20 protein-coding genes are annotated in these 24,206 nt (G+C 64.5%); 10 read left to right on the top strand and 10 right to left on the bottom strand.

What is annotated here, in order from left to right:
• Positions 1 to 143: 143 nt before the first annotated feature.
• From ACLH0K_RS08100 to ACLH0K_RS08110, 3 genes are all read left to right on the top strand, one after another.
• The gene (locus tag ACLH0K_RS08100) at positions 144 to 1,154 is read left to right on the top strand and encodes a LacI family DNA-binding transcriptional regulator (protein WP_411376267.1); all 1,011 of its coding nucleotides are present in this window, start codon (positions 144 to 146) and stop codon (positions 1,152 to 1,154) included.
• A gap of 221 nt (positions 1,155 to 1,375) precedes the next feature.
• Positions 1,376 to 2,260, top strand: coding sequence for an NAD-dependent epimerase/dehydratase family protein (locus ACLH0K_RS08105; protein WP_411376268.1), 885 nt, complete (start codon positions 1,376 to 1,378; stop codon positions 2,258 to 2,260).
• Positions 2,261 to 2,358: 98 nt separating this feature from the next.
• Positions 2,359 to 3,180, top strand: a complete 822-nt coding sequence (locus ACLH0K_RS08110) for an aldo/keto reductase (RefSeq protein ID WP_411376269.1) — start codon at positions 2,359 to 2,361, stop codon at positions 3,178 to 3,180.
• 107 nt (positions 3,181 to 3,287) lie between these two features.
• On the opposite strand, the gene ACLH0K_RS08115 is transcribed toward ACLH0K_RS08110, so the two are convergent.
• The 6 genes from ACLH0K_RS08115 to ACLH0K_RS08140 form a co-directional block, all read right to left on the bottom strand.
• Entirely contained in the window at positions 3,288 to 4,319 is a 1,032-nt protein-coding gene (locus ACLH0K_RS08115; RefSeq protein ID WP_411376270.1) for an aldo/keto reductase, read from the bottom strand.
• Positions 4,320 to 4,600: 281 nt separating this feature from the next.
• Positions 4,601 to 5,635, bottom strand: coding sequence for an AAA family ATPase (locus ACLH0K_RS08120; protein WP_411376271.1), 1,035 nt, complete (start codon positions 5,633 to 5,635; stop codon positions 4,601 to 4,603).
• Between the two features lie 409 nt (positions 5,636 to 6,044).
• The gene (gene fdhA / locus ACLH0K_RS08125; protein ID WP_411376272.1) at positions 6,045 to 7,265 is read right to left on the bottom strand and encodes a formaldehyde dehydrogenase, glutathione-independent; all 1,221 of its coding nucleotides are present in this window, start codon (positions 7,263 to 7,265) and stop codon (positions 6,045 to 6,047) included.
• Positions 7,266 to 7,391: 126 nt separating this feature from the next.
• Complete coding sequence (locus tag ACLH0K_RS08130) at positions 7,392 to 8,798, bottom strand: ferredoxin reductase (protein ID WP_411376273.1); 1,407 nt, start codon at positions 8,796 to 8,798, stop codon at positions 7,392 to 7,394.
• Positions 8,795 to 10,099, bottom strand: coding sequence for an aromatic ring-hydroxylating oxygenase subunit alpha (locus tag ACLH0K_RS08135; protein ID WP_138135961.1), 1,305 nt, complete (start codon positions 10,097 to 10,099; stop codon positions 8,795 to 8,797). Before ACLH0K_RS08135 ends, ACLH0K_RS08130 begins: the two co-directional genes overlap by 4 nt.
• Positions 10,100 to 10,516: 417 nt before the next feature.
• A complete protein-coding gene (locus tag ACLH0K_RS08140; protein WP_411376274.1) occupies positions 10,517 to 12,154 on the bottom strand; it encodes a protein kinase domain-containing protein in 1,638 nt (545 codons plus the stop codon).
• Between the two features lie 411 nt (positions 12,155 to 12,565).
• Between ACLH0K_RS08140 and ACLH0K_RS08145 the strand changes: the two genes are divergently transcribed.
• The 4 genes from ACLH0K_RS08145 (at position 12,566) to ACLH0K_RS08160 (ending at position 15,171) form a co-directional block, all read left to right on the top strand.
• A complete protein-coding gene (locus ACLH0K_RS08145; protein ID WP_411376275.1) occupies positions 12,566 to 12,886 on the top strand; it encodes a hypothetical protein in 321 nt (106 codons plus the stop codon).
• Between the two features lie 280 nt (positions 12,887 to 13,166).
• The gene (locus ACLH0K_RS08150) at positions 13,167 to 13,787 is read left to right on the top strand and encodes an HNH endonuclease family protein (RefSeq protein WP_411376435.1); all 621 of its coding nucleotides are present in this window, start codon (positions 13,167 to 13,169) and stop codon (positions 13,785 to 13,787) included.
• An 81-nt stretch (positions 13,788 to 13,868) separates the two neighbouring features.
• Entirely contained in the window at positions 13,869 to 14,249 is a 381-nt protein-coding gene (locus tag ACLH0K_RS08155) for a hypothetical protein (RefSeq protein ID WP_411376276.1), read from the top strand.
• A gap of 133 nt (positions 14,250 to 14,382) precedes the next feature.
• Entirely contained in the window at positions 14,383 to 15,171 is a 789-nt protein-coding gene (locus ACLH0K_RS08160) for an AfsR/SARP family transcriptional regulator (RefSeq protein WP_411376277.1), read from the top strand.
• Positions 15,172 to 15,623: 452 nt separating this feature from the next.
• Here the strand turns inward: ACLH0K_RS08160 and ACLH0K_RS08165 are convergent, their stop codons facing one another.
• Positions 15,624 to 16,652, bottom strand: coding sequence for a M12 family metallopeptidase (locus tag ACLH0K_RS08165; protein WP_411376278.1), 1,029 nt, complete (start codon positions 16,650 to 16,652; stop codon positions 15,624 to 15,626).
• A gap of 238 nt (positions 16,653 to 16,890) precedes the next feature.
• Between ACLH0K_RS08165 and ACLH0K_RS08170 the strand changes: the two genes are divergently transcribed.
• Complete coding sequence (locus ACLH0K_RS08170; protein WP_411376279.1) at positions 16,891 to 18,474, top strand: esterase/lipase family protein; 1,584 nt, start codon at positions 16,891 to 16,893, stop codon at positions 18,472 to 18,474.
• A 6-nt stretch (positions 18,475 to 18,480) separates the two neighbouring features.
• Here ACLH0K_RS08170 and ACLH0K_RS08175 read toward each other — a convergent pair whose 3' ends face one another.
• From ACLH0K_RS08175 to ACLH0K_RS08185, 3 genes are read right to left on the bottom strand one after another with little or no spacing between them, the layout of a single operon-like run.
• Complete coding sequence (locus tag ACLH0K_RS08175) at positions 18,481 to 19,308, bottom strand: DNA/RNA non-specific endonuclease (RefSeq protein ID WP_411376280.1); 828 nt, start codon at positions 19,306 to 19,308, stop codon at positions 18,481 to 18,483.
• A 59-nt stretch (positions 19,309 to 19,367) separates the two neighbouring features.
• Positions 19,368 to 20,078 (bottom strand): SCO1664 family protein, encoded by a 711-nt coding sequence (locus tag ACLH0K_RS08180; protein WP_411376281.1) that lies wholly within the window; start codon positions 20,076 to 20,078, stop codon positions 19,368 to 19,370.
• Position 20,079: 1 nt separating this feature from the next.
• Positions 20,080 to 20,712 (bottom strand): MSMEG_4193 family putative phosphomutase, encoded by a 633-nt coding sequence (locus tag ACLH0K_RS08185; protein ID WP_411376282.1) that lies wholly within the window; start codon positions 20,710 to 20,712, stop codon positions 20,080 to 20,082.
• Positions 20,713 to 20,786: 74 nt separating this feature from the next.
• Here ACLH0K_RS08185 and ACLH0K_RS08190 point away from each other — a divergent pair, with 74 nt between their 5' ends.
• Both ACLH0K_RS08190 and ACLH0K_RS08195 read left to right on the top strand, forming a co-directional pair.
• Positions 20,787 to 22,175, top strand: a complete 1,389-nt coding sequence (locus ACLH0K_RS08190) for a sigma 54-interacting transcriptional regulator (RefSeq protein WP_411376283.1) — start codon at positions 20,787 to 20,789, stop codon at positions 22,173 to 22,175.
• Between the two features lie 30 nt (positions 22,176 to 22,205).
• A complete protein-coding gene (locus tag ACLH0K_RS08195; protein ID WP_411376284.1) occupies positions 22,206 to 24,206 on the top strand; it encodes a vWA domain-containing protein in 2,001 nt (666 codons plus the stop codon).

A 24,206-nucleotide genomic window follows, 5' to 3' on the forward strand; every position in this document is an offset into this window, starting at 1 on the left:
TTTGATGGTCGGTAGTCCCGCTATTATGAGAACGTTTGCGGGAACGTTTTCAATTTTGCACGTGTCGCAGATCACTGTCAAGAGAACGTTTGCAAGGGAGGAATAGAGTGTCTGTAACGCCCCTGCTTGGAAGGAGACTCGCTATGGAACCGGCAGCCCCCGGCGCTATCGTCACGCTCAAGGACGTCGCTGCGGCCAGCGGCGTGAGTATCTCCACCGCCAGCCGCGCACTTGACGAACGCACCACCTCACGCTCAGCGGCCGCCGCGCACGTCCGAAAAATCGCCGAAGAGCTGGGCTACCGCCGAAACTCCTTCGCCTCCAGTCTCCGCCGCGGCGAGACCCGCACCCTGGGCGTCCTTGTCCCACGGCTGAGCGACACTGTCATGGCGCTGATGTTCGAAGAACTGGAACGGGCTGCCTCCTCCCGGGGCTATTTCGCTATGGTGGCGACCAGCGGTGACGACCCCGGCGACGAGCGGAGAGCAGCCGAAACTCTGCTGGATCGGAACGTGGACGGGCTGATCCTGGCCACCGCGCGCCTTGACGATGAGCTTCCCCGGCTGCTGCGTGAACGTCGCGTGGCCCACGCCCTGGTGCTGCGCACCGACGGGGTCAGCCCTTCAGCGCTCGGTGATGACGAACTGGGAGGGTATCTTGCCGTGCGCCACCTGCTTGACCTGGGTCACCGGGACATCGCCGTCGTCACCGGTCCAGACTTCACGTCCACAGCGAAAGGCCGACTCGCCGGCGCGCGGAAAGCCATGAAAGAAGCCGGGATCAAGCTCCCGGAAGCATGGACAATTGCGGGGGGATACGGGATTGAGCACGGGTTCGCCGCCGGCGAAAAGCTGCTGGGATCGAAGAAGCGCCCGACCGCTGTCTTCGCCGCGAATGACAACATTGCTCTGGGCATTATCGCCGCTGCCCACCGCCACGACCTGCAGATCGGTCCGGACCTTTCTCTCGTTGGCTATAACGACACACCGCTCTCAGCCCGGCTTCCCACACCGCTGACTTCCGTCCGCGTGCCTTTGGACCACATTGCCGGAACAGCCATCGACCTCATCACCGACTCGGGTTCTGAACCCCGAGTACGAAAATCAACCCCCACGCTCATTCCAAGAGAATCAACGGCCCCGCCAAGTCCTTAGCGTCCCTAGCCGCAGGCGGGCACCCTGCGCCCGCCCTGTCCACACAGCTCACGTAGGGGTGCTGGGACATTGACCGTGACTCATTCACATGCATATAGTTTAGACAATAAACTAAAAGGCGCCCGTGGGACCCATCAGTGAGGCCGGCGACGGCGCCAGTCGAAGCTTCCTGGTACCTGGTCATACCTGTACCAGCACAGCAGTACCGTCTAGGAGACATTATGAAGGTCCTTATCACTGGTGCCCATGGAAAGGTCGGTCGGGCTGCTACCCAGGCAATGATCGACGCCGGGCACGAAGTGCTCACCACCGACCTCACGCGTCCCGGCTTCGAGCGCAAACCTGAAGGCACCCCGAAGTACATGATGGCCGATCTCACCGACGCAGGGGAAGCGTACTCCGTCGTCCGCGGAGTGGATGCCGTGGTGCACATGGCTGCGATCCCGGAACCCACAGGTCATCCACCTCACGTCGTCTTCCAAACCAATCTTATGGCAACCTTCAACGTTCTTGAGGCCGCCATTCGATTTGGCGTAAAGCGCTTCGTTTACATCTCAAGTGAGACCGTGCCGGGGTTCTTCTTTCCCGAGCGCGATTTTCTCCCGGACTACGCGCCGGTGGACGAGGAGCACCCGATCCGCCCGCAGGACCCCTACGCGCTCTCCAAGCACTTCGGCGAGCAGCTCATGGACGCCGCAATCGCACGCTCTGACATGCGCTGCATTTCCATTCGGCCCAGCTGGGTCCAGTTCGAGGGCAACTACGAGACAAACCTCGGACCGCAGGTCCGTGACGCGTCGGTCCTGAGCCCCAATCTCTGGAGCTACATCGATGTCTACGACCTTGCCGACGCCATCGTGTTGGCCACGGAGTCTGACCTGCCCGGACACGAGGTCTTCTACATCGCTTCCCCCGATAACGTCGGCGGCCACGACTTTGCCGAAATCCTCAACAAGTACTACGGCGACAGCATCGAATTGCGCAGCCTTGACCGTGACGATGCTTCGGGCATCTCCAGCGCAAAAGCCCAACGAATGCTCGGTTGGACGCCGAAGCGCTCGTGGCGCGACTACCTTGACGCCGAAGGCCATATGATCACCCGCTGACCTGCACAGAGGGGGCCGGGAGCCTCCAGAGACTCTCCCGAACGAAACCGATCCAACAACGGAAGAAGCCGATGACGTCCCAAACCCAAGACATAAATGTGCCCACCATAACCCTCAACAACGGCGTACAGGTCCCGCAACTTGGATTCGGCGTATTCCAGGTCCCACCGCAAGAGACTCAGCGCATTGTCGAGGATGCCCTGGAAGCTGGTTACCGCCATATAGACACGGCTGCCGCCTACCGAAACGAGGCCGGCGTCGGGGCAGCCATTGCCGCGTCCGGGATCCCTCGGGAGGAGATCTTCATAACAACCAAGCTGCGCAACGGCGAGCAGGGCAAGGCAGACGAGGCGTTCCACAACAGTGCCCGGGCTCTAGGGGTCGACTACGTGGACCTCTATCTCATCCACTGGCCCGTACCGTCCCAGGGACTCTATGTTGAGGCATGGAAACAAATGGAAAAGCTCTACGCTAACGGCGAGGTCCGTGCCATTGGCGTCTCCAACTTCCTCGCCAACCACCTGGATACGCTCCTGGCAGCGTCGGACGTTGTTCCGGCCGTCAATCAGATCGAAATTCACCCCACATTCCAGCAGGAGGAACTGTCCGCGAAAAGCCGCTCCCTCGGCATCGCAGTGGAGGCGTACAGCCCCCTGGGTCAGGGCGCGGACCTCATGGCAGCTACAGTGACGTCTCTTGCGGAAAAGTATGGGGCCAGCCCGGCCCAGATATTGCTGGGATGGCATCTGGCACAGGGAACAATCGTCATCCCGAAGTCAGCGGATTCCACACGCATGCGGGAAAACTTGGCAGCCGTGCGTCTCACGCTCACTCCGGGCGAGGTGGCGGATATAACGGCCCTGGAATCAGGCGCCCGTGTTGGTGCCGATCCGGCCCTAGCCGCCCACACCCAGATGTAGGCAAACGACAACCATATAGGTCGGATTATAGTTTTCGGATCTGTCTATGTGCCGATGCGATGCCTTTGCGCACCGCATCGGCGGGCTCATGCTGGTAGCTCCGGGATTCACCTGCCGCCTTCGATCTTTCGGCTCCGCTGCTCTTGAGCCAAGGGTCCATAGGGGTACACACCGGCCCGCGGCTGGCTGACCTGAGTCAGCCGGTCTGACTCTTCGGGGGTCAGTTCGAGGTCTGCAGCGGCAAGGTTATCAGCCAGTTGCTCTATGTTGCGGGCGCCTAGAATCACGGACGTTACGGCGGGCTGGTCCGCCAACCAAGCCAGAGCGACTTGCGAGGCACTTGCACCATGGTCAGAGGCAATCTTCTCGACTACGTCAATGATGTCCCATGTGCGGGCATCGTCGTTGCGAGCCTGCCACGCCTCCATGCCCCGATTGGGATTATCACCGAGCCTGGTGGCACCAACGGGTGGCTCGTCGCGCTTGTACTTGCCGGAGAGCCAGCCGCCGCCCAGGGGTGACCACGGCAGCAGGCCGATCTCCGCGTCGAGGGAGGCCGGGACGATCTCCCACTCGATTTCGCGGACAAGCAGGTTGTACTGCGGCTGGAGTGTTACAGGTAGGCTCCAGCCATGGGCCTTCGCCAAGTGGACCGCTTTTGTAAGCTGCCACCCCAAGAAGTTGGAGAATCCGTAGTATGCAATCTTGCCGTTGCTAACGGAGTCGTGCAGGAAGCGGAGAGTCTCTTCCAGGGGCGTTATCGGGTCCCACGCGTGCATCTGGTAAAGGTCAATCTGCTCTACGCCGAGGCGGCGCAGGGAGTCGTCCAAGGCCCGGATCAAATGGCGGCGGGATGTGCCGACGCTGTTTGGGGCCTCGCCCATAGGGAAGCGTCCCTTTGTGGCCAGTACTATACGGTCTCTGGCTTCGGGGTGCCGCGTGAGCCAGCGTCCAATAATCTCCTCTGATACTCCACCGCTGTAAACATTGGCGGTGTCGATGAAGTTGCCGCCGGCCGCAAGATAATTATCCAGGATGGCGTGCGACGTTTCCTCGCTGGCCTCAGCCCCAAACGTCATGGTTCCCAAAGCGTAGTTTGAAACGACAGCGCCGCTGTTACCCAATGTGCGGTATTGCATAATGCTCCTCACTTCCTAGTAGGGGTCGTGTATGCATGCCCTCGTTGCACCGACCCAGACCTCTGCGGCAGCTGCGTGTCGCGTACCAATTCCCGCCAACTGCTCCCGTCGACGTTACGCACCTTCCGTGGCAAAGTCAGCAGGGTTTCCTGTCCCTACTTTTCCTAGGACGCAAAGTCCTACCATCCTTGTCGGGATACTTCGGGCCGATCGCCGTGCAATTGTTTGCACAGGCGACAGGCCCGTTCTGCGATGTCGAGCCTGAGCCACCGCAGATATGGTCAGTACAGCCAGCGCCGCCAGCGTGGCTGCTGCGGTTCCTGCGTGGGTTCGGGCTCCGGCTCCTCACCCAGGGCCAGCGCGGCCGTGACGATATCGTCCGTGGTGAGTGTCATGACGGCCTCACGATCGAGTGCGTCGAGACGCTGATCCTCATCGAGCGAGAGCCGCAGCGCCTGGCGGTTGAGCGCCTGCTCAAACAGCGTGCGGGCGAACCGTGCGTTGCCGGACTCCTCGCCCGCGTGGAGCCCGCTGAAGATACGGCGCAGCATATGGTCCGCGCCCGGCTCCAGCATGTACTCGTGCTGGGCCAGCATCTGGTGGAAAATCGTCTGGAGTGCGTCGACCGAGTAGTCGGGGAACGTGATCTCGCGGGCGAACCTCGAGCGCAGCCCGGGGTTCGAGAGCAAAAAGGACTCCATCAGCCTCGGGTACCCGGCCACGATCACCACCAGACGGTGGCGGTGGTCCTCCATCCGCTTGAGCAGGACCTCAATCGCCTCGGGGCCGAAGTCCATGCGACTGTCCTCCGGGGCGAGCGCGTAGGCCTCGTCGATGAACAGGACGCCGTCCAGGGCACGCCGGATCACCCGGTCCGTCTTGATGGCGGTTTGGCCGACGTACTGCCCCACGAGGCCCGAACGGTCGACCTCGACCAGGTGGCCTTTCTGCAGCAGGCCGACCGCGCGGTACATCTCAGCCAGGAGCCGCGCCACGGTGGTTTTGCCCGTGCCGGGGTTTCCAAGGAAGACCAGGTGCTGTGATGTAGCCACTTCCGGCAGGCCGTGCGCTTTACGGCGTGCCTGGACCTGGAGCAGTGCGACGAGGGCCCGCACCTGTTCCTTCACGGTCTCCAGTCCGACCAGCGCGTCGAGCTCGGCCTGCACTTCGGACAACGGCCGGGCCGGTCCAGGTTTGGCACCAATGAGATCGCCCACCAGGTCGTCCACGCGCTCCGAACCGGGCAGCTTGAGCTGATCAGCCAGATGTCCGATGGTTTCGCGCAGGTCGTCTAGGGGATTGCGGCTGAGAGCCATGCATCCACTGTAGTACTGGATTCCGGCGGGGTGTGGTGGGGTTCAGCAGCCTCACGTCACTTGGGTGTGCCCCTATGCTGAGTGGCCTCTGCTATGCGAAGTTGCCGGCCTTGATAACAGTGAGTGGGCAGCGGCTAGTTCTCGCGCTGCTCGAACTGCGCATCCAGTTCGTGGTGGCGAAACTCGGTCTCGGGGTTCGACTCCCGGAGTCGAGTACCGCGACCGAACCATTTTAGTAGGTCCGGGGCACTGCTCAGATCACCTTCCTTTAGCCCCAGCCGTCTCCGGCAGCGCAACCAGAGTGTGGCGTGGAGCTTGTTAACATGCCGAGCGGCCGCTGCATCACCCACGATCTGGGCGGTGCAACGGCCGCTCTTTTGCTTGTAGGGAACCCCCGAGCTGCCTTGAACTAGTTGAGGTTGCTGAGGTAGCCGTTCGGGTCCAGGACATACTTCGTCGCGGCCCCGGCATCGAACTCGGCGTAACCCCGCGGGGCATCCTCGAGGGAAATAGCCGTGGCGTTGACCGCCTTCGCGATCTGGATCCTGTCATGCAGGATCGCCATCATCAGCTGCCGGTTGTACTTCATCACCGGGCACTGGCCGGTTGCGAAGGAGAGGGACTTCGCCCAGCCGGTACCCAGGGACAAGGACAGACTGCCCTTCTTGGCGGCCTCATCGGCGGCACCCGGGTCGCCGGTAACGTACAGGCCGGGAATGCCTACGGATCCACCGGCTGTGGTGATGTCCATCAACGAGTTGAGCACGGTGGCAGGCGCCTCCTGGGCGCCGTGGCCGTGGCCGCGGGCTTCAAACCCGACGGCGTCGATGCCGGCGTCGACTTCCCGGACGCCGAGGATCTGCTCAATCTGGTCCGCAGGGTCTCCGTTGGCCACGTTGACGGTTTCGCAGCCAAAGGACCGGGCCTGGGCGAGGCGGTCCTCGTTGAGGTCGCCGACGATGACCACGGCGGCGCCCAGCAGCTGGGCACTGGCGGCGGCGGCAAGTCCCACGGGCCCTGCCCCGGCAACATAGACGGTGGACCCGACGCCGACACCAGCCGTGACGGCGCCATGGAAACCGGTCGGGAGGATGTCCGAGAGCATGGTCAGGTCCATGATCTTCTCCAGGGCCTGGTCCCGGTCCGGGAAGCGGAGCAAGTTCCAGTCCGCGTAGGGGACCAGCACGTACTCCGCCTGCCCGCCGACCCATCCGCCCATGTCGACGTAACCGTAGGCGGAACCGGGGCGGTCCGGGTTCACGTTCAGGCAGATGCCGGTCTTGCGCTCCTTGCAGTTGCGGCAGCGGCCGCAGGAAATGTTGAAGGGAACCGAAACGATGTCCCCGACCTTGATGAACTCGACGTCGGGACCTGCCTCGATGACTTCACCGGTGATCTCGTGCCCCAGGACGAGGCCGGCCGGAGCGGTGGTGCGGCCACGGACCATGTGCTGGTCCGACCCACAGATGTTGGTGCTCACGGTGCGCAGGATGACACCGTGCGGAACCTTCCGGCCGACGTTGATGGGGTTGACTCCGGGGCCTTCCCTGAGTTCGAAAGTGGGGTACGGGGTATCGATGATTTCAACGATCCCAGGCGCCTTGTACGCAACGGCTTTGTTACCTGACATGGAGTGGCTCCTCTGGTTGGCGATAGAAGGCTCACAGAAGATCTGATGCTGGTTGCATCAGATCTTCTGTGAGCCAGTAGTTGTCAGTTGTCTAGAGCAAGTGGGGTCATGGGCAACTGGTGCGGCTTAGGCATCGATGACCATGTCGGTCTGCGCCGTGGAGCAGCAGGGCAGGAACTTGCCTGCGTCGATTTCCCGCTTGCGGATACCGCCCTGGTGGTTCATCTCGATTTCCCCGGAAAGCTTGACGACCTTGCAGGAGCCGCACATGCCTTCCTTGCAGTTGGCGCCGATCCGGACACCCGCACGCTGCGCCACCTCGAGGATGTGCTGGTCGGGATCAATCCGCACGTTTACGCCGGTGCGCATGAAGGACAGGGTGAGGCTGCCAGTTCCCACAGTCTCAAAGCTCGAGGCATCGGGGGTCACGGCCTCGGGCTTCTCGTCCGCACTACCCCCGGCCGCGGGCGCTTCCGGTTCGACGGTCTCCAGCGGCAGCCCCGTGGCCTCGAGGGGTCCGTCGGCGTCGTAGCCGGGCTCGTAGAGCCCGAACGCGCTCGGCTGGCTTTCGTAGTAATCCTCGGCGGACTCGGCGATTTCCTCGGCAATTTCCTCTGCGATGTCCGTTGCAAGCGCGATTTCTGCCTGGTACTCAAGGAGTGTCTGGCGGTCACCGGAGAAGAATTCCATGTAGATGGAGGTGTCGTCGACGCCGACCTTCTTCAGGAGTTCGGTGGCGCTGTTCAGGTAACCCTCGGGGCCGCAAGCGTAGACCTGGCGGCCGTTGGCGTCGGGAGCCACCTGGTCGAGCATGGCCGCCGTCAGCCTTCCGGTGAGCCCTTCCCACCCCTCGGGCTTGCTGCGGTCGCCCAGGGAGTAGAAGACCTTGATGCGCGCATCCACGGACGCGATGTAGGCCAGCTCCTGGTGGAAGGCAAAGCCTCCAGCTTCCGCCCCGTGGTACAGGACAACTACATCGGCGTGTCCGGGCAGGGAGTGGATGGTCCGCACCATGGACATGATGGGGGTGATGCCTGCGCCGGCTGCCAGCAGGAGGTAACGCGCCCGGCGGTCGGCGTCGGGCAGGTGGAATGCCCCGACCGGTCCGAGCATGTCCAGGACGGTGCCGGGTTTGACGTTTTCATGCACCCACGGGGAAACCAGGCCCGTGGGGTCGCGCTTGACGCTGATGCTGAACGTCCACGGCTGTGTTGGCGAACTGGACAGCGAGTAGCTGCGGTCCACCGGATCCTGGTCCTCACCGTTGACCGGAAAGGCGACGTTTACATACTGGCCCGCACGGAAGGCCAGGGGCGCACCGTCGGTGCGGCGGAACACGAAGGTCATGAGGCCGCCGGCCTCGACAACAGTCTCTACGCATTCAGCCATGAACTCCTGCGGGTGCCAAGGGCCCAGTGCACGGGCAGCGCGGGCGGGTGCCTCGGTGCTGCCCATGACCCTGTTCCACGGCATCTCAAGACCGCGAATGCGCTGTGGTTCCTGGATCACCGTTTCAGTAAGGAGTTCTGTCATGCCAAGTGCTCCTGAACGCGCTGCACGTACCAGTTGATGAAGGCCTCAACCTGGTATTCGCTCTTCATGTACGGGCCGGGCTCGTACGCAGGGCTTGCAGCGCCCTGCTGGCACAGTTCAACGAACGCCTTGTCCTGCAGGTTGGTCTGCTTCCAGGTGTAGGTGAGCTTTTCCAGGTCGTAATCGACGCCTTCTTCGGCGTCGTCAGCCACCAGCCAGGTGGTGCGGACCAGCGACTGGTGTTCGTTGATGGGGAAGACGCCAAACGTGATGACGTGGTCCCCGAGGAAGTGGAACCAGCTATTGGGCTGCAGGTGCATCGAGCAGCGGCCAAGGCGGAAGTCCGGCAGGTCGCCGAGGAGCTTCTTGGAAAGCCGGCGACCGTCGGCGGAGAACGACTCGCCTTCGCCGTCCAGGGATTCGCGGGAGATGCGGATTCCGGCGATGCGGGTGTCAAGTTCCTCGACTACCTCGTAGGGCAGGCCGTAGCGGCGGCACCGTTCCTCGAGGGACGACTGGGCTTCCTTGTTGCGGTCCCATACTTCCTCGAGGTGGGTCGGGATGAGACCCTCTGTCAGGCCCCATGTGGGGAAGAGGGAGCAGGCGAGTTCCGGGTGTCCATCGCAGTGGTAGCACTCACGGTTGTTCTCCATGACGAGCTTCCAGTTGCCCTCTTCGATGATGTTCTGCTGGTAGGCGATCTTCGTCTTGGACAGGTCATGGGGTGCGAGGTAGGGCTCGAAGATCTTCGAGGTCTCGTCGAAGTCTGTGGGCGGTTCGTCAGCGATGCAGACGAAGATGAGTCCGGCAACCTCGCGGCTGTGGGCGCGCTTGAGCGCGAAGCAGTTCTTGTCGAACTTCGCCTCGCCGGGGGCTGAGGCGTGGATCAGGTTGCCCTCGGGGGAGTAGGTCCAGGAGTGGTAGCCGCAGACGAGGTTTCCGGTGGAACCGGCAGCTTCGGTCAGGACGCGGGCCCCGCGGTGGCGGCAAACGTTGTGCAGGACGTTGACGTCCCCTTCGTCGGTGCGGAGGACGATCAGGGAGTAGGGACCGTAATCGACGGTGATGTAGTCGCCCGGCTCCGGCAGCTCAGCGACGCTGCCGGCAAAGATCCAGTGCTGGCCGAAAATGGCCTCCATGTCGACCTTGAAGATGGCCGGGTCGGTGTAGAAAGGGGCATCGAGGGAATACCCCTTACGCCGGAACGCAAACAACTCGGTGATCTCTGCCAGCTGCTCTGCAGGCAATGATGAAGCGAGTTTTCCGCGTGAGTTGAGGGGGACGTTCACTGAGGTGGTCATCTGTTTCCTCCCAAAGGGCTGGGTAGTGTGCGGGTCGTGGGGGCCACGGAGTTTGTGGGGGCAACCGGTGTTGTCGAAGGCGCCATGGTCATACGGTTCGGGGAGGATCGACCCGCGCAACAGGCGCAGGACTTAGAAAATAACCGTATGCGTGTGACGCAACACCAATCACCATGTGCAACAGTGTGACTCCTGCCACGCTTACTGTCAATTGCTACAAACGGGTCGAACGTAAGGAATTTTGTTGCCCCTGAATTGCGGTCACGAACTGCCGGGATTTCCGGCGCCCGGCAGGCCCGACTGCAGGGGTCCGCTTTGAATTACGACGGCGGCGGGTCGCCTCTGGTGCCGGCGGCCAGCGTGCGCCACGTTGGCCACATAACGTGGACGTTCCAGCGGGAAAGTGCTGACTGAAACCTACTGCTTGTTGTTCTTGCCGTCGCCCGGTTTGTCGGGCTTGCCCTGTTTGGGCTTGTCATCCGGGCCGCCCTCCATGGGCGCGTCGTTTTCGGCCTGCCCGGGTTCCTGCCCGGCCAGGTCTTCACGCTCCTGATCGACCCGGTCTTCATTAACCGCCGGGGCCGCTGGTGCAGGGTTCACAATGATGACTGGTGCAGGTTCCGGAATTACGGCAGGCGCGGGGTTGTGGTTGGCCTCGGGGGCGGGTGGGGTGGCCGTGGGAAGAGCTTCAACCGGTGCGTCCGCGGAGGCCAGGAGGATTTGGAGGTCATTCCGGACCAGGCGCAGGGCGTTGATAACGCTGCGGAATTGCTCGAACGTCAACCCGTTCCCCGTGGCTTTGTCCGTGGCATCTTTTTCCAATCGGTCCAGGTGCTCCAGCGCCGCGTGAAGATCACCGGTACTTACCGCCTGCCGCACCTGCGTCAGCATTGGCAACAGCGCGGGGGTGGTTTCGAGGGCTGCTTCGAGCTGATCGAGGTGGTAATCGACCGGATTGTTGTGCACGGGAATTGCCTGGCCGGCTGGTGCGGCGGCCGGGTTCGGCCCGCTTTCCCCAAAAGTGGCCGTGGTGGCACCGGTCAGGATGACTGCTGCGGCGGCAGCACCGATGACGGCCCGGCCGCGTTTGCCACGCTTCCTTGGATGCGGGGAATCTGCCGGGGCGCGTGGTGGCAATGGGGGACGCCCATTGCCGAATACCGGTGCCGCTGCCGGGCTGGCCGGCGCAGGGGCCATCCTTGGCGCGTTCCCGCGCAACACCAACTGCTCCAGAGCGGCTGCGGCCTCTGCAGCAGTAGGCCGGTCTGCGGAATGGCGGGCGGTCATTGCGGTCAGCAGGGCCTTCCAGTCAGCGCCGATGCCGCCTGGAATTAGGGGGTCCCGATGAATTCTTGCCACTCCGGACTCGATGTGGCTGCCGGGGAACTCGACCTGGCGGGTAAAGCATTCCAGCAGCACCAGGCCCAGGGAGTAGACGTCGCTCGCGCCATCCAGCGGCTCGCCGAGGGCCTGCTCGGGGCTCAAATATGCGGCAGTGCCGACGGTGCGGCCTGTCCCGGTCAGGTGGTCTTCCTCCATGACGCGGGCGATGCCGAAGTCTGCGAGCTTTGCCTTCCATCGGGCACCGGCCCGGCCGGAGCGGGGGTAGAGGAGGACGTTGCCGGGTTTTATGTCCCGATGAATCACGCCGCGGGCGTGAACATACTCCAGTGCGGAAGCGACATCCGATCCCATCGACGCAATGTCCGCCGGCGCCATCGCGCCGTCCCGCAGGTGACGGCGCAGGTCCGGGCCGGGCACGTACTCCATGACCACGAAGGTGCGCTCAATGGCCTGGTCCGTGCCGGCGTCGAACAGGGTGACCAGGGACGGGTGGATCAGGGAGGCAAGGATCCGAACCTCGGCTTCCTGGCGCGCGAGCAATTCCGGCTCGCCGCCTTTCCTGGAAAAGACCTTCAGGGCAACTTCCCGGCTCAATACTTCGTCAACGGCCCGGTACACCGCTGCGGACGCGCCACGGCCGATCAGTTCCTGAAGCCGGTAACGCTGGCACAAGAGCTGGCCTGTCACCGCCGGCCGCTGTACTTCTGTCATGCGGGCTCCTAAGAATCTTGCTTGTTGTCGTCCTGCTCCGCGCGGTATTCCTCACAGTCCCGCGTTACGAATTTGCAGGCCGCAAGGTAGTAAGGCTGCTTAGTAGATTACACCCGTGCCGTCGAAACTACTCGCGGGTATAAAGCAGGCGTCAGTACAGAGTTCCTGTTGATCTACTCGCTGGCGCCAAAAATGGCCCGCGCTGCCTCTGGATGAAGCACAAATTCCGGATCGCCATTCTCGTCCGTGCTGCCGGATGAGACGTAATAGCCGATGAACTGTCCAGATCCAGGAGGCGTACCTAAGCGCTGTTTACGTGGTGTTAATCACGGCGCTTTAGATTTGGCTTATCCATGTTGGGAGCCGCGATGCCTACGGGTTAGAAGGCAACTTCAGGCTGCGGTTCCCAGCATGGCTCTCGACCTTCTGCCCAGGACGTATAGGCACTTTTCGGTGCTGATGCGCCTGGATCAGCGCCGGATCGTTGTATTCACCGGCCCGGTCTTCAGCGAGCGCGATACCGTCTACCGGGGCGTCGGCATCCCGCTGCGCTTCTTCAAAGTCGCCGCCTTTATCCACGACGGCGGGCTTGCGGCTACGGGCTACGTCCTGGACCAGACCCCGCAACTGGCCAACCTGCCGGATGCTCATTGCAGCGGAGCGGATGCCCATGGCAGCGAGCCTCGGTACCTCGCGCACCGGAATCACGTGGCGGGAACTATCCGCACCTGAGGACCACGACCTGGACTTTGATTTGGAGCCATGGGCGCAGGCAGGGTGGGATGGTTGGCCGGAAAGCTCGGCTACGCCGCCTGGACCCGGGGTATGACGGGCACCACAGGTGTGCCTCCGGCTGGCTTGTGGTGGGGGCGGATAGCGTGGAACCGCCCGATTTCAACAGAAGGACCGTTAGATTATCCGCTTTACCTCCCCGGCCCTGACCGCCGTCGCCGCCCTTTTCCTGGCCGGTTCTCTCGTTGGTTGTGATGCCGCAACCAATGCCCTTGAAGCTATCGAATTTGCCCAGGGCTCCGCTGCCGGTGATCCCGGGGCGGGAGGAGCTTCCGGCACTGATGCCGCTCAGGCGCTTGCGCAACTCGAAGGCATTCCGGTGAAGGGACGCGCCCCGAAGACCGGCTACAGCCGGGATGAGTTTGGACCCGCGTGGGCTGACACCGACCACAACGGCTGCGACACCCGCAATGACATCCTCGCCCGGGACCTCGCGAACGAAACCTTCAAACCCGGTACAAACAACTGCGTCGTCGCTGGAGGGTCTCTCGCGGACAAATACACGGGCGCAACCATCAAATTCGTCCGCGGGCAGGACACCAGCTCGGACGTACAGATCGACCACATCGTTCCGCTCAGCGACGCATGGCAGAAAGGCGCGCAGCAGCTCAGCGCCGACAGGCGCAAGGAACTCGCCAACGACCCGCTGAACCTCATGGCCGCCGACGGCCCCACAAACGCCGCGAAGGGTGACAAGGACGCGGCCACCTGGCTGCCGCCCAACAGGTCATTCCGGTGCGAGTATGTTGCCCGCCAAACTGCCGTTAAGGCGAAGTACCAGCTTTGGGTCACCCGGGCCGAGCGAGATGCCATTGCAGGCGTCCTCACAGGTTGCCGGTAGCGGCGTGGCGCAACAGCGGAAGTATCTTGCGGCAGGGGAAGGCAGCCTGCAAAACACTTTGACCCTCATTATGCTCTGAACATGGCGGTTCAGGATTCGGCGGGAAACAAGACCAAAGGGCTCAATGAAGACCTTCGTCAACGGCGCGGGTGGATAGTGACGATTGCCGTTGGCTTGGCCCTGCATGTCCTCAGCATCGTTGTCGGCTTAAGGCCGGCAGGGCCGCTCTGCGGCAGCCCTCTCCTCCCGGAAAGCCGCGCTGCGGAAGAGGCCGATGCGCAGATGCACATCACCGGCCTGGCGGCCGAGTGCTACCGCAACATCGATGCCGCGGCCATGCCGGTGTGGAGCCTGATGGCCTTGGGGATCGGACTGGTCCTGGCAGGGGTCGCCGTCCGGATTGTCGGGATCCGGCGTTCGATCGACAGGAACCGGAACCTGACAGGGCCGGCGCAGAGCTAGCGGCACGCTGCGGTCCTGAGAGGCGTCTCTCCCTACTTAGATAGGGGGATTTGCTAATTGACTTTATACCTCAACCTGAGGATCCTCGATCATACGGATGCGGTGCCTTACCGCCTGCTCAGATCGGGTAGCCATGGGCAATGTTGACTATGGAATTTATGAGCTGGACCTCATGCAGTCCTGGCAGCTCCGCCAGGGCGGGAGTACCCTTCACGTTGCAGCACGCCAACAGCGGCTGATTGCCGCCCTGGCCGTCCGCGGTCCCAGCCTCCGGACCTACATCGCCGGAATGCTGTGGCCGGAGTATCCGGAAGCGAAAGCACTGGAAAGCCTGCGTGTGACCGTCCACCTGGTCTCCCGGCAGCTGCCCGGCCTGCTGGTCAAGGACGGTGCGCTGCTGTCCCTTCACCACGAGGTCGACGTAGACCTGCATGCCGTGCGGTTGATCCTGAAGGAAGCAGCCCTTCCGGGCGGAACGACGGCGGCGGGCAGGCTTCAGGAGTTGCGTGACCTTGAGTTCCTCCCGGGCTGGTACGAGGACTGGGTGCTGTTCGAGCAGGGGCGGCTGCGGCACGACCGGCTCCGCGCCTTCTCGCTGCTGTCGCGGCAGTTCGCCGGCCAGGGGAACCACGAGGCCGCCGCAGAGGCTGCAATCGCGGCTCTGGCAATCGAACCACTCTACGAGAGCGCCGTACGGGTCCTGGTGGCAGCAGAACTCGCACAGGGGAATGTGGCCAGCGCCATGCTGGCGTACGAAAAGTACCGGGAACAGCTGTCGGAGGACATGGGTGTCACACCGTCAGACGCGCTGAGGAAGCTGATCAGCGGTGCCACCGGACAGCGGCCGCGTTCCGCGGACGTGCAGCTAGTGCCCGCCGGAAGCAGCCGACTGATTCAACAGCCACTGCTGGACAACGTGTAGGACCTTGTCCGGGTCGGCGGCCGAGACGGTTGTCTGCTGGTTGCCCAGGGCCGGCCCGTAGGTGATTCTCGCACGGAAGCCAGGAGGTTGCCCCTCGCGTTCATGCCACGTGCGGATTACCAGGGTGCCGGCATCCGGACCGGTGGTAAGGCCTTCCAGCGCATCGTCAGGTCCTGCCCCAACATCGTCCCCTCGCATGGTCTCCCCAATCTCGGCCGGCCCCGTTCGCCGCCTGGAAAGCGGCGTGGCTGCCGGCAACGCGTCGCGCCGGAGCATGGCTCCCGGGTTGACGGGCCACTGCGCCGAACAGCACCCATCCTGCCCCACGACACCTGGGAGCCGGCTTTCCTTTAGCAAGAATTCGGAGAATATTGAGCTTCCCGGGTGCTGCGGGTTTGACAGACGGCTCGGGACGGTCAGGGCCGGTTCACTGCCAGGTCCGGGAACAGGTTTCACCAATACATGAGGGCGGTCTGCCCGGACTCGCCGGCCCAGTAGAGCCGCACCCGCACCACGTAACGCCGTCCCTGGAAAAGCCTGGCTGAAAGGCGGGAATTGCGGTCTTCGCCGCTGTCGTCATCACCGGCGACGAAACGCAGCTCGCCGTCGACGTCCTCGAACAGCACCAGGACCGTGTCCGCTGTCCCGAACGTGGCTATCTCGTACGTCCGCGAGGCGCCCGGTTCCAAGGCGAAGTCCGCCTGCTCCGCCGGCTCCAGCGAAAGCGGCACAGACCTGAACGGGTCCAGGAGGGGCAGTTCGGCCTTGATGGCGGGAAAGAACTTCCGCACCCATTCCTTGTCCGCTTCGGACAGGCCGCCCGGCGGGTTCAGGCCTGCCTGGAACCGGGCAGGTTCCCTGATGAGGCCCGCCGGAAACCAGTATTCCATCACGGAGTCGGGATCCCACGGGGAGCCTTCAACCTCGCTTGGGTCGATCTTCCGCAACACATTGTGCAGGGTCTGCTCCGGCGGCCAGTGGTTCGGCGCCCCGCCAAAATACTCGTAGACCTTGGGTTCGTCCCAAACGATCCCGGCGAACGGATTCTGGTGCTCATGCGGCATGCCGAGGGTGTGGCCGATCTCGTGCAGCGCCGTGGTGCGGCCGTAGTCATCGGTGAGGTCCCAGCCAAAGTTCATGGTTGGTTCCGTCATGCTGATTTCCAGCACGTCCCGCCCCACATAGGACCAGGACCCGTCACCTTGGTCGAAGGCGACCCGGACTTCCGCCTCGCTTCGGTCGGACACCTCGGTGAACTCCAGCCCGATGCTCAGGTCCTTCCATTCCTGGAAGGCCTTCCGCACCGCGGCCTTCTGCGGCGCCGGGCCTTCGAAGAACCAGAAGTGCAGCACCGTGCCGTTCACCCACTTCGCCCTCAGGCGGCGGATAAGCCTCTCCCTGCCAGGTGCGAGGTCGGGACGCAACACCGCGCGGGTCTGGGGCCTGACGTCGCAGTGCGGCCGGGCATCCTGTGCGTTCATGGTGCGTTCTCCTCTGCCGTCGCTCCCGGTGGCTCCGTCCCGGCTGAGCCGGCCTGCAGGACGGCCTCGTCCCAGTGAAACGCAGCCGCGTTACTGGCGCATTACCGCCGGCCACGGGTGCTTGGAGGCACCTAAGGTGCCCGGTAACGCCGTCGTAACGGCATGCATGCTCAACTGCCCCCAACCGCGCGGGGAGCGAAAGCGCCGCCGCGGCACTTGACGGAATAGGGGACAGGCAATGGGCATCCCGGGCGCCGATGGCAGGCTACCCATCATCTATGTCCGCGGTTTCGCCGGCAACGGCCGTGCCATCAACAGCGCCGTGGATGATCCCTTCTACGGCTTTAGCCAGGGATCTGTCCACGTCCGCTCGGACAGCCGCGGGAAAGCCAGGTTCCACCAGTTCGAGTCCCCTATGCTGCGCCTCGTCACGGACCACAAGTACGAGGTTCCCGTGCACGGCGACCAGTGGGCGTACCTGCAGGGCGTGGACGCCGGAACCGTCAACCCTGCATCCATCTGGATCCACCGCTTCTACGACGACTCTGCGGATACCTTTGGCGAGGATCCGGAAAAGTTTTCCTTCGAAGAGGCCGCACACGACCTCTTCAGGCTCATCAAGCTGGTGCTCGACAGGACAGGGGCGCCCAAGGTCTTCCTGGTGGCGCACTCGATGGGCGGACTGATCTGCCGGTCCCTCCTCCAGCGGGTCATTCCGGAGGAGATGGCCGACGCCGACGGGAACGTGGACCCTGCTGCGGGCACCGTGTACGTCGCCAGGGTCTTTACCTACGCGACTCCGCACGGCGGCATCAACTTCGTCGTCGGCTATGGCCTGCTGGAACGGATCAGGGACGCCACCGGCATCCAGGGTGCCGACATCTTCGGCCCTGACCGGATGTATGACTACCTCACTCCGGCAGCCCGCCGTCGGACCCTCCGCCGCGATGCCTTCCAGGCGACGGAAATGCCTGACGACGGGTTTCCGGTGGGCGAGCTGTTCTGCCTGGTGGGCTCCAACCCCGAGGACTACGACGTCGCGTTCGGGCTGTCTTCAAAGGCGGTTGGCCCGCGCAGCGACGGGCTTGTGCAGATAGACAACGCCGCGGTCCGGGGCGCCCCGCTGGCCATCGTCCACCGCAGCCACAGCGGGCGTTACGGCATCGTCAACTCCGAAGAGGGCTACCAGAACCTGCAGCGGTTCCTCTTCGGCGACCTTAAAATCCAGGTGGAACTTGTGGGCTTCACCGTAGGGCGGGACGCGCCGCGGGAGGTTGAATTCCAGCTGGATGTCGGCGTGGCCATCCGGGGCCTGCCGGTGATGGTCCACGAGCAGAGCGCCGCCCACTTTTGCCCGGTGCAGATCGAGCGCTGGCGGGAAGGCGACCCCATCGACTCACCCCAGCCGCTGCTCACCACGTTCCTGTCCTCGCAGGCTCCCCGCCCGCTGGTGGGCGGAAGGAGCGTCCCCCGGCTCCGGCAGGCGTTGCGGCTGCGGCTGATGTCCATCGTCGAGAAACAAGGCCGGTTCTTTTTCGAAGACCACATGGAGCAGACGGAGGACTGGCAGGACACCCTGGTGGTGGACATCGAACCGCCGTCCGCGAAACAGCCCCTGCCCACGGCCTGGGCGGCATGGAACAGCACCATTCCCACTGCCCTGCGGGACTGGATCCCGGACGACCGGGACCGCCTGCTGGACCGGGACGGAACGGCCAACCGGTGGAGCGGCCGGATCGACGTTCCCGCCCTGATGAAGCCGCTCCTGGGTGACAACGCGGGCCTGCAGATCACCGTGACCCCGCGCATACTTCCCCTCTAGCCCAACTCACCACCGGATGTCGGTGATGCTGGCCAGCGGGGCGCGCTCGCCGGGTGCAAGCAGCGTGGTGCGGCCGTCCGCGGGTTGCAGGGCGGCCGGAAACCTAAGGAGTATGCGTTCCTCCAGTTCCGGGATGGTGACCTGGAACGCGCGGAACTCGTCCAGGTCCAGGGCCTCCAGCGGGTTGAGGTTCTGGGTCAGCAGGAATGCCGCGCTCTTCAGCTCGCCCTGTTCCTTGTAGACCAGGATCTTCCAGAACTCCCGTGGCAGGCGGACGCCGCGGTATTCGCGGTCGGTGTCACGGAAGACCGGCCCGCCGAAGGCCGTCACCTTGAGGTCCTGCACGTCGACGTCGGCGAAGACGGCTTCCTCGAGCCGCCCCCACACGCCTGCCTTGCCGCTCTGGTTGAAGTCGTCCATCTGCGGCGCGATGTTCGTGAAGAAGAACGAGTCCTCGTTGGCCTGCTTTGCCTCCGGCATCGAACCCCACAGCAGGTCGGCGCGGCGGGCGATGTGCCCGCGGTCCAGGCGGTTTCCGCTATACAGTTCGTCGCCGTTCTGGAACTGCTCGGGAATCCTGGAGTCCTTCAGGAAGGAGATGCCTTTCCGGCTGATTTTCTTGATGCTGCCGCCGTCGATGTTCCACGCCACCCAGCGCGCGAACCCGCGGGACCTGCTGACGGCCAGGGAGAAGTGCGTGTAGGGAATGGCGGGTGAACCGTCGAGCCGGACGGTGTCCTCACCCAGACTGGCGTCGATGGCGGGAACTTCCAGCTCCGCGCCGAGGAACCCTGATTCGTAGCCGGATTTTCGGGCAGCCGCCGTCTCACTCATGCGCGGACGGTAGTTCCGGACGCGTTACCCGCGCGTTACGGCGCTTTGGCCAACAGCCCCTACACCAGCGGCCACGGGTAGCGCATGCCGGTAGGGTCGGCTGGCAGCACCTGCTCAAGCAGCATGCGCCGCACCCGCCGCTGCAAAGCCGAAATTTCCACGGGATCAAGCAGTTCAGGCAGTTCCGCGGGGACATCACCGGCCAGGGGAGCAATGTCGTCAAGCAAAGCGCGGGGGATCGGCTCGCCGGCGAAGTCCCAGATGACCGTCCGCAACTTGAAGGCCGCGGAGAAACACAGTCCATGGTCGATGCCCCAGACCCTGCCGTCGTGGCCCCGGAGCACATGCCCGCTTTTGCGGTCAGTGTTGTTGGCCACGAAGTCGAACAGCGCAATCCGCGCCAGGGCTGCATGGGTCTCCGGCGCATCCTCATGGAGGGTGAAGTAGTGTTCGCGGAAGTCGCAGTCCACAAACCACTGGAGAGAACCGATCCCCAGGGGTGCCTCGGCACGGACTACCGTGGGCGGGACAATGCCCCACCCCAGGTATTCGCTGAGCACGTAGGCCGCGCGTTCCCGCCGGTACAGCCCCGGCTCGAAATCCGAGAGCGGCCGCTCGCCCGCTTCGGGTTTGTAGATGGCACGGCCGGTGTCATCCCCGCAGGCCACCTGGACCAGGAACGTCGCGTTGCTGCTGCGCGGCATCTGCCCAAGCAGCTCCACACTGCCTTCACCGAGCAGCCCCATTTCCCGGGCGGGGACCTGCCCCATCTCACGGCCTCCGCAGCCCGCTCAGCGGATCCGACGTTGAGTTCACCGTGAGCACCGCCGGCGCCTTCCGTTCCACATAGGAAATGGCCGATACGGATGCCGTGCTGATGACGATGCGCTGGAACAGGTCCAGGTGGGTGCCCAGGGCGTGGGCCACGGCTGCCTTGATGGGATCGGCATGGGAGAAACATACGACGACGCCTCCGCGGTGGGCAGCGGCCAGTACCTCGAGTGCGCCCACCATGCGTGCCTGCATTCCCCGGAAACCTTCACCGTTGGGAAACCGGAAAGCGGACGGGTTGTGCTGCACGGTCTGCCATTCCGGCAGACCTGCCAGATCTGCGAGCGCTGCTCCGGTCCAGTCGCCGAAGTCGCACTCCAGAAGCCCTGCGTCCGGGGTCACCGCAATACCGGTGGCGAGGGACGTGGGCTCCGCCGTCTCGCAGGCGCGCTCCAGCGGAGACGAGTAAACAGCGTCGACAGGTAAGCCATCAAGGCGTTCCGCCACCTGGCGGGCCTGCGCCCGGCCGCGGTCGGACAAGTGCAGGCCGGGCGCACGTCCCGGCAGCACTTGGCCCGTGGTGGGCGTCTCTCCATGGCGGACCAGGAGGAGGAGCGTGCTTTCAGCAGTCATCAGCAACAAGGGTAGCGTCTGGGAATCCGGGCAAACCCCTCGATTAGCGGGAGGGCGGGGCTTACCGTAGAGGAGTGACTGATCGTCCCGATATCTTCACGGTTGGCGAACTGCGTGCCGCCGGCCATGTGCAAAAGGACCTGAGGCAGGAAATCCGCGACAACCTGGTCGCCGCGCTCGCCGCCGGCCGGGACCCCTGGCCCGGAATGTTCGGTTTCAGCCGGACCGTCCTGCCGCAGCTGGAACGTGCCCTGATCGCCGGGCACGACGTCGTGTTGCTGGGCGAACGGGGCCAGGGAAAGACCCGCCTGCTCCGCACTCTGGCCGGGCTGCTGGACGAGTGGTCGCCGGTGATTGAGGATTCGGAACTCAACGAACACCCTTACCAGCCCATCACGGAGCAGTCCCGCGCGCGGGCCCTGACCGAAGGCGACCGGCTGCGGGTGGGATGGCGCCACAGGTCGGAGCGGTATGTGGAAAAGCTTGCGACGCCGGACACCTCCGTGGCGGACCTCATCGGCGACGTCGACCCCATGCGGGTGGCCGAGGGCCGCCGGCTCGGTGACCCGGAAACCATCCATTACGGCCTGGTTCCGCGTTCCAACCGAGGCATCATCGCCATCAACGAGCTGCCTGACCTCGCCGAACGCATCCAGGTGGCCATGCTCAACGTGATGGAGGAACGGGACATCCAGATCCGCGGGTACGTGCTGCGGCTGCCGCTCGACGTGCTGGTGGTCGCGTCCGCGAACCCGGAGGACTACACCAACCGCGGCCGCATCATCACGCCCCTGAAGGACCGTTTCGGTGCCGAGATCCGCACACACTATCCGATTGAGCTGGCCGACGAGGTGGCCGTCATCCGGCAGGAGGGCCGCCTGGTGGCCGACGTTCCGCCCGTCATCCTGGAGATCCTTGCCCGCTACACCCGGGCCCTGCGTCAGTCGCCGGCGGTTAACCAGACCTCCGGCGTTTCCGCCCGCTTCGCCATCGCCGGGGCTGAGACCGTGGCCGCCGCTGCCTTGCGGCGCGCCAGCGTGCGCGGGGAGGACCAGGCCGTGGCGCGGATCGTCGACCTGGAACCGGCAGCCGAGGTCCTGACGGGCAAGATCGAGTTCGAATCGGGTGAGGAAGGCCGCGAACAGGGCATCCTGAACCATCTCCTGCGCACCGCCACCGCCGAAGCTGTCCGCGCCCACTTCCACGGCATCGACATGGGACCGCTTGTGGCGGCGCTGGACGGCCACACCACCGTCACCACCGGGGAGCAGGTCACCGCCCGCGAATTCCTCCAGAACCTCCCGTCGCTGAATGGCTCCGGACTCTACGACGAAATCAGCGCGCGCCTGGGCGCGCAGAACGACGGACAGCGGGCGTCCGCCGTCGAACTGGCGCTTGAAGGGCTATACCTCGCCAGGCGGATCTCCAAGGAGTCCGACGACGAGGCAACGGTCTACGGCTAGGTACAGTTACGGCCACGTAGGGGAGGCAACATGGTGCCGCACGACCGCGCACGGTACGGCCGGTACGCCGGCGGGCCCGATCCGCTTGCGCCGCCGGTGGATCTGGCGGAGGCGCTCGAGGCGGTGGCCGAGGACGTTATGGCAGGGTATTCCCCACGCCATGCGTTGCAGGAATACCTGCGCCGGGGCGGCCGGGACCGGGAAGGGCTGGACGACCTGGCCCGGCGCGTGCAGCAGCGGCGCCGCGACCTGCTTGGCCGGCACCGGCTGGACGGGACCCTCAATGAAGTCCGGAAGCTGCTGGACACCGCAGTGCTGGAGGAACGCAAGCAGCTCGCCAGGGACGCGATGATGGACAACACGGACCGGGCGTTCCGCGAGATGCAGCTGCAGAACCTGCCCGCGTCCACCGCGGCCGCCGTCAATGAACTCACTTCCTACGACTGGCAGTCCGGCGCTGCCAGGGAAGCGTACGAGCGAATCAAGGACCTGCTGGGCCGGGAAGTGCTGGACCAGCGCTTCGCCGGGATGAAGCAGGCGCTCGAAAGCGCCACCGACCAGGACCGCGAGGCGGTCAGCGCAATGCTCCGCGACCTCAACGAGCTGCTCGGCAAACACCGCCGCGGCGAAGACACCGACGCCGATTTCCAGGAGTTCATGGCCCGGCACGGCCAGTTCTTCCCCGAAAACCCGCGCTCCGTCGAGGAGCTGGTGGACGCGCTGGCCAAGCGCGCGGCCGCAGCCCAGCGGCTCCTGCAGTCCATGTCCGCCGAGCAGCGCGACGAACTAATGCGGCTCTCGGCCCAGGCGTTCGGTTCGCCGGAGCTGATGGCCCGGCTTGACCAGCTGGACGACACCCTGCGGGCGCTCCGGCCCGGGGAGGACTGGAGCGGCTCGGAACGCTTTGAGGGCCAGGAAGGGCTCGGCCTGGGCGACGGCACCGGTGTGCTGCAGGACATCGGGGAACTGGATGCGCTGGCCGAGCAGCTCTCCCAGTCATACAGCGGCTCCCGGCTGGACGATCTGGACCTGGACGCCCTGGCCCGCCAGCTGGGTCAGGGTGCCGCCGTCACCGCGCGTACCCTTGCGGAGATCGAGCGGGCAATGCACGACGGCGGCTACCTGCGGCGGGGTGCCGACGGTGACCTCCGGCTCTCCCCGCAGGCCATGCGCAGGCTGGGGAAGTCACTGTTGCGGGATACCGCCCGACAGTTATCCGGCCGGCAGGGGCGGCGGGAAACCAGGACCGCGGGTGCCGCCGGCGACCAGACCGGCTCCAGCCGGCAGTGGGAGTTCGGGGACGCCGAGCCGTGGGACGTGACCCGGACCATGACGAACGCCATCCGCCGCACCGTGGCAGAGGGCGGCGATCCCGGCCGCGGATTTCGGCTGGGTGTGGACGACATCGAGGTGACCGAAACGGAGGCCCGGACCCAGGCCGCCGTCGTCCTGCTGGTGGATGTGTCCTTTTCCATGGCTGCCGAGGGCCGCTGGGTGCCCATGAAGCGCACCGCACTCGCCCTGCACCACCTGGTCTCCACTAAATTTCGGGGGGACCGGCTGCAGCTGGTCACGTTCGGCCGCTACGCGCAGTCCATGGACATCGGCCAGCTCACCGCCCTGCCGGCACTCCGGGAACAAGGCACCAACCTCCACCACGGGCTGCTGCTGGCCGGACGGTTCTTCCGCAAGCACCCGTCCATGCAGCACGTCCTGCTGGTGGTAACGGACGGCGAACCCACCGCGCACCTGCTGCCGGATGGTGAATCGTGGTTCTGCTGGCCGCCGGACCGCGAAACCATTCGGGCCACCGTCACCGAACTCGACCGGCTGGGCCGCACCGGCGTGCAGGCAACGTTCTTCCGGCTTGGCAACGACCCGGGGCTTGAGCGGTTCGTCCAGCGCATGGCACGGCGGATCGATGCACGGGTGGTTGCACCGGATGTGGGCGGGCTTGGTGCCGCCGTGGTGGGGGAGTACCTGCGGGCCCACGTCCGCAGTTCGTATGACGATGCCGGCTGGGCGCTTTAG

The organism is Arthrobacter sp. MPF02 (assembly GCF_046605375.1).
Classification (GTDB): Bacteria; Actinomycetota; Actinomycetes; order Actinomycetales; family Micrococcaceae; genus Arthrobacter.

What these genes read in the sequence shown, in the direction of transcription:
- ACLH0K_RS08100 (WP_411376267.1), top strand. Translation starts at nt 144, where the DNA reads ATGGAACCGGCAGCCCCCGGCGCTATCGTCACGCTCAAGGACGTCGCT.
- ACLH0K_RS08105 (WP_411376268.1), top strand. Translation starts at nt 1,376, where the DNA reads ATGAAGGTCCTTATCACTGGTGCCCATGGAAAGGTCGGTCGGGCTGCT.
- ACLH0K_RS08115 (WP_411376270.1), bottom strand. Translation starts at nt 4,319, where the DNA reads ATGCAATACCGCACATTGGGTAACAGCGGCGCTGTCGTTTCAAACTAC.
- ACLH0K_RS08120 (WP_411376271.1), bottom strand. Translation starts at nt 5,635, where the DNA reads ATGGCTCTCAGCCGCAATCCCCTAGACGACCTGCGCGAAACCATCGGA.
- fdhA (WP_411376272.1), bottom strand. Translation starts at nt 7,265, where the DNA reads ATGTCAGGTAACAAAGCCGTTGCGTACAAGGCGCCTGGGATCGTTGAA.
- ACLH0K_RS08130 (WP_411376273.1), bottom strand. Translation starts at nt 8,798, where the DNA reads ATGACAGAACTCCTTACTGAAACGGTGATCCAGGAACCACAGCGCATT.
- ACLH0K_RS08135 (WP_138135961.1), bottom strand. Translation starts at nt 10,099, where the DNA reads ATGACCACCTCAGTGAACGTCCCCCTCAACTCACGCGGAAAACTCGCT.
- ACLH0K_RS08140 (WP_411376274.1), bottom strand. Translation starts at nt 12,154, where the DNA reads ATGACAGAAGTACAGCGGCCGGCGGTGACAGGCCAGCTCTTGTGCCAG.
- ACLH0K_RS08145 (WP_411376275.1), top strand. Translation starts at nt 12,566, where the DNA reads ATGGCTCTCGACCTTCTGCCCAGGACGTATAGGCACTTTTCGGTGCTG.
- ACLH0K_RS08155 (WP_411376276.1), top strand. Translation starts at nt 13,869, where the DNA reads ATGGCGGTTCAGGATTCGGCGGGAAACAAGACCAAAGGGCTCAATGAA.
- ACLH0K_RS08160 (WP_411376277.1), top strand. Translation starts at nt 14,383, where the DNA reads ATGGGCAATGTTGACTATGGAATTTATGAGCTGGACCTCATGCAGTCC.
- ACLH0K_RS08165 (WP_411376278.1), bottom strand. Translation starts at nt 16,652, where the DNA reads ATGAACGCACAGGATGCCCGGCCGCACTGCGACGTCAGGCCCCAGACC.
- ACLH0K_RS08170 (WP_411376279.1), top strand. Translation starts at nt 16,891, where the DNA reads ATGGGCATCCCGGGCGCCGATGGCAGGCTACCCATCATCTATGTCCGC.
- ACLH0K_RS08175 (WP_411376280.1), bottom strand. Translation starts at nt 19,308, where the DNA reads ATGAGTGAGACGGCGGCTGCCCGAAAATCCGGCTACGAATCAGGGTTC.
- ACLH0K_RS08180 (WP_411376281.1), bottom strand. Translation starts at nt 20,078, where the DNA reads ATGGGGCAGGTCCCCGCCCGGGAAATGGGGCTGCTCGGTGAAGGCAGT.
- ACLH0K_RS08185 (WP_411376282.1), bottom strand. Translation starts at nt 20,712, where the DNA reads ATGACTGCTGAAAGCACGCTCCTCCTCCTGGTCCGCCATGGAGAGACG.
- ACLH0K_RS08195 (WP_411376284.1), top strand. Translation starts at nt 22,206, where the DNA reads ATGGTGCCGCACGACCGCGCACGGTACGGCCGGTACGCCGGCGGGCCC.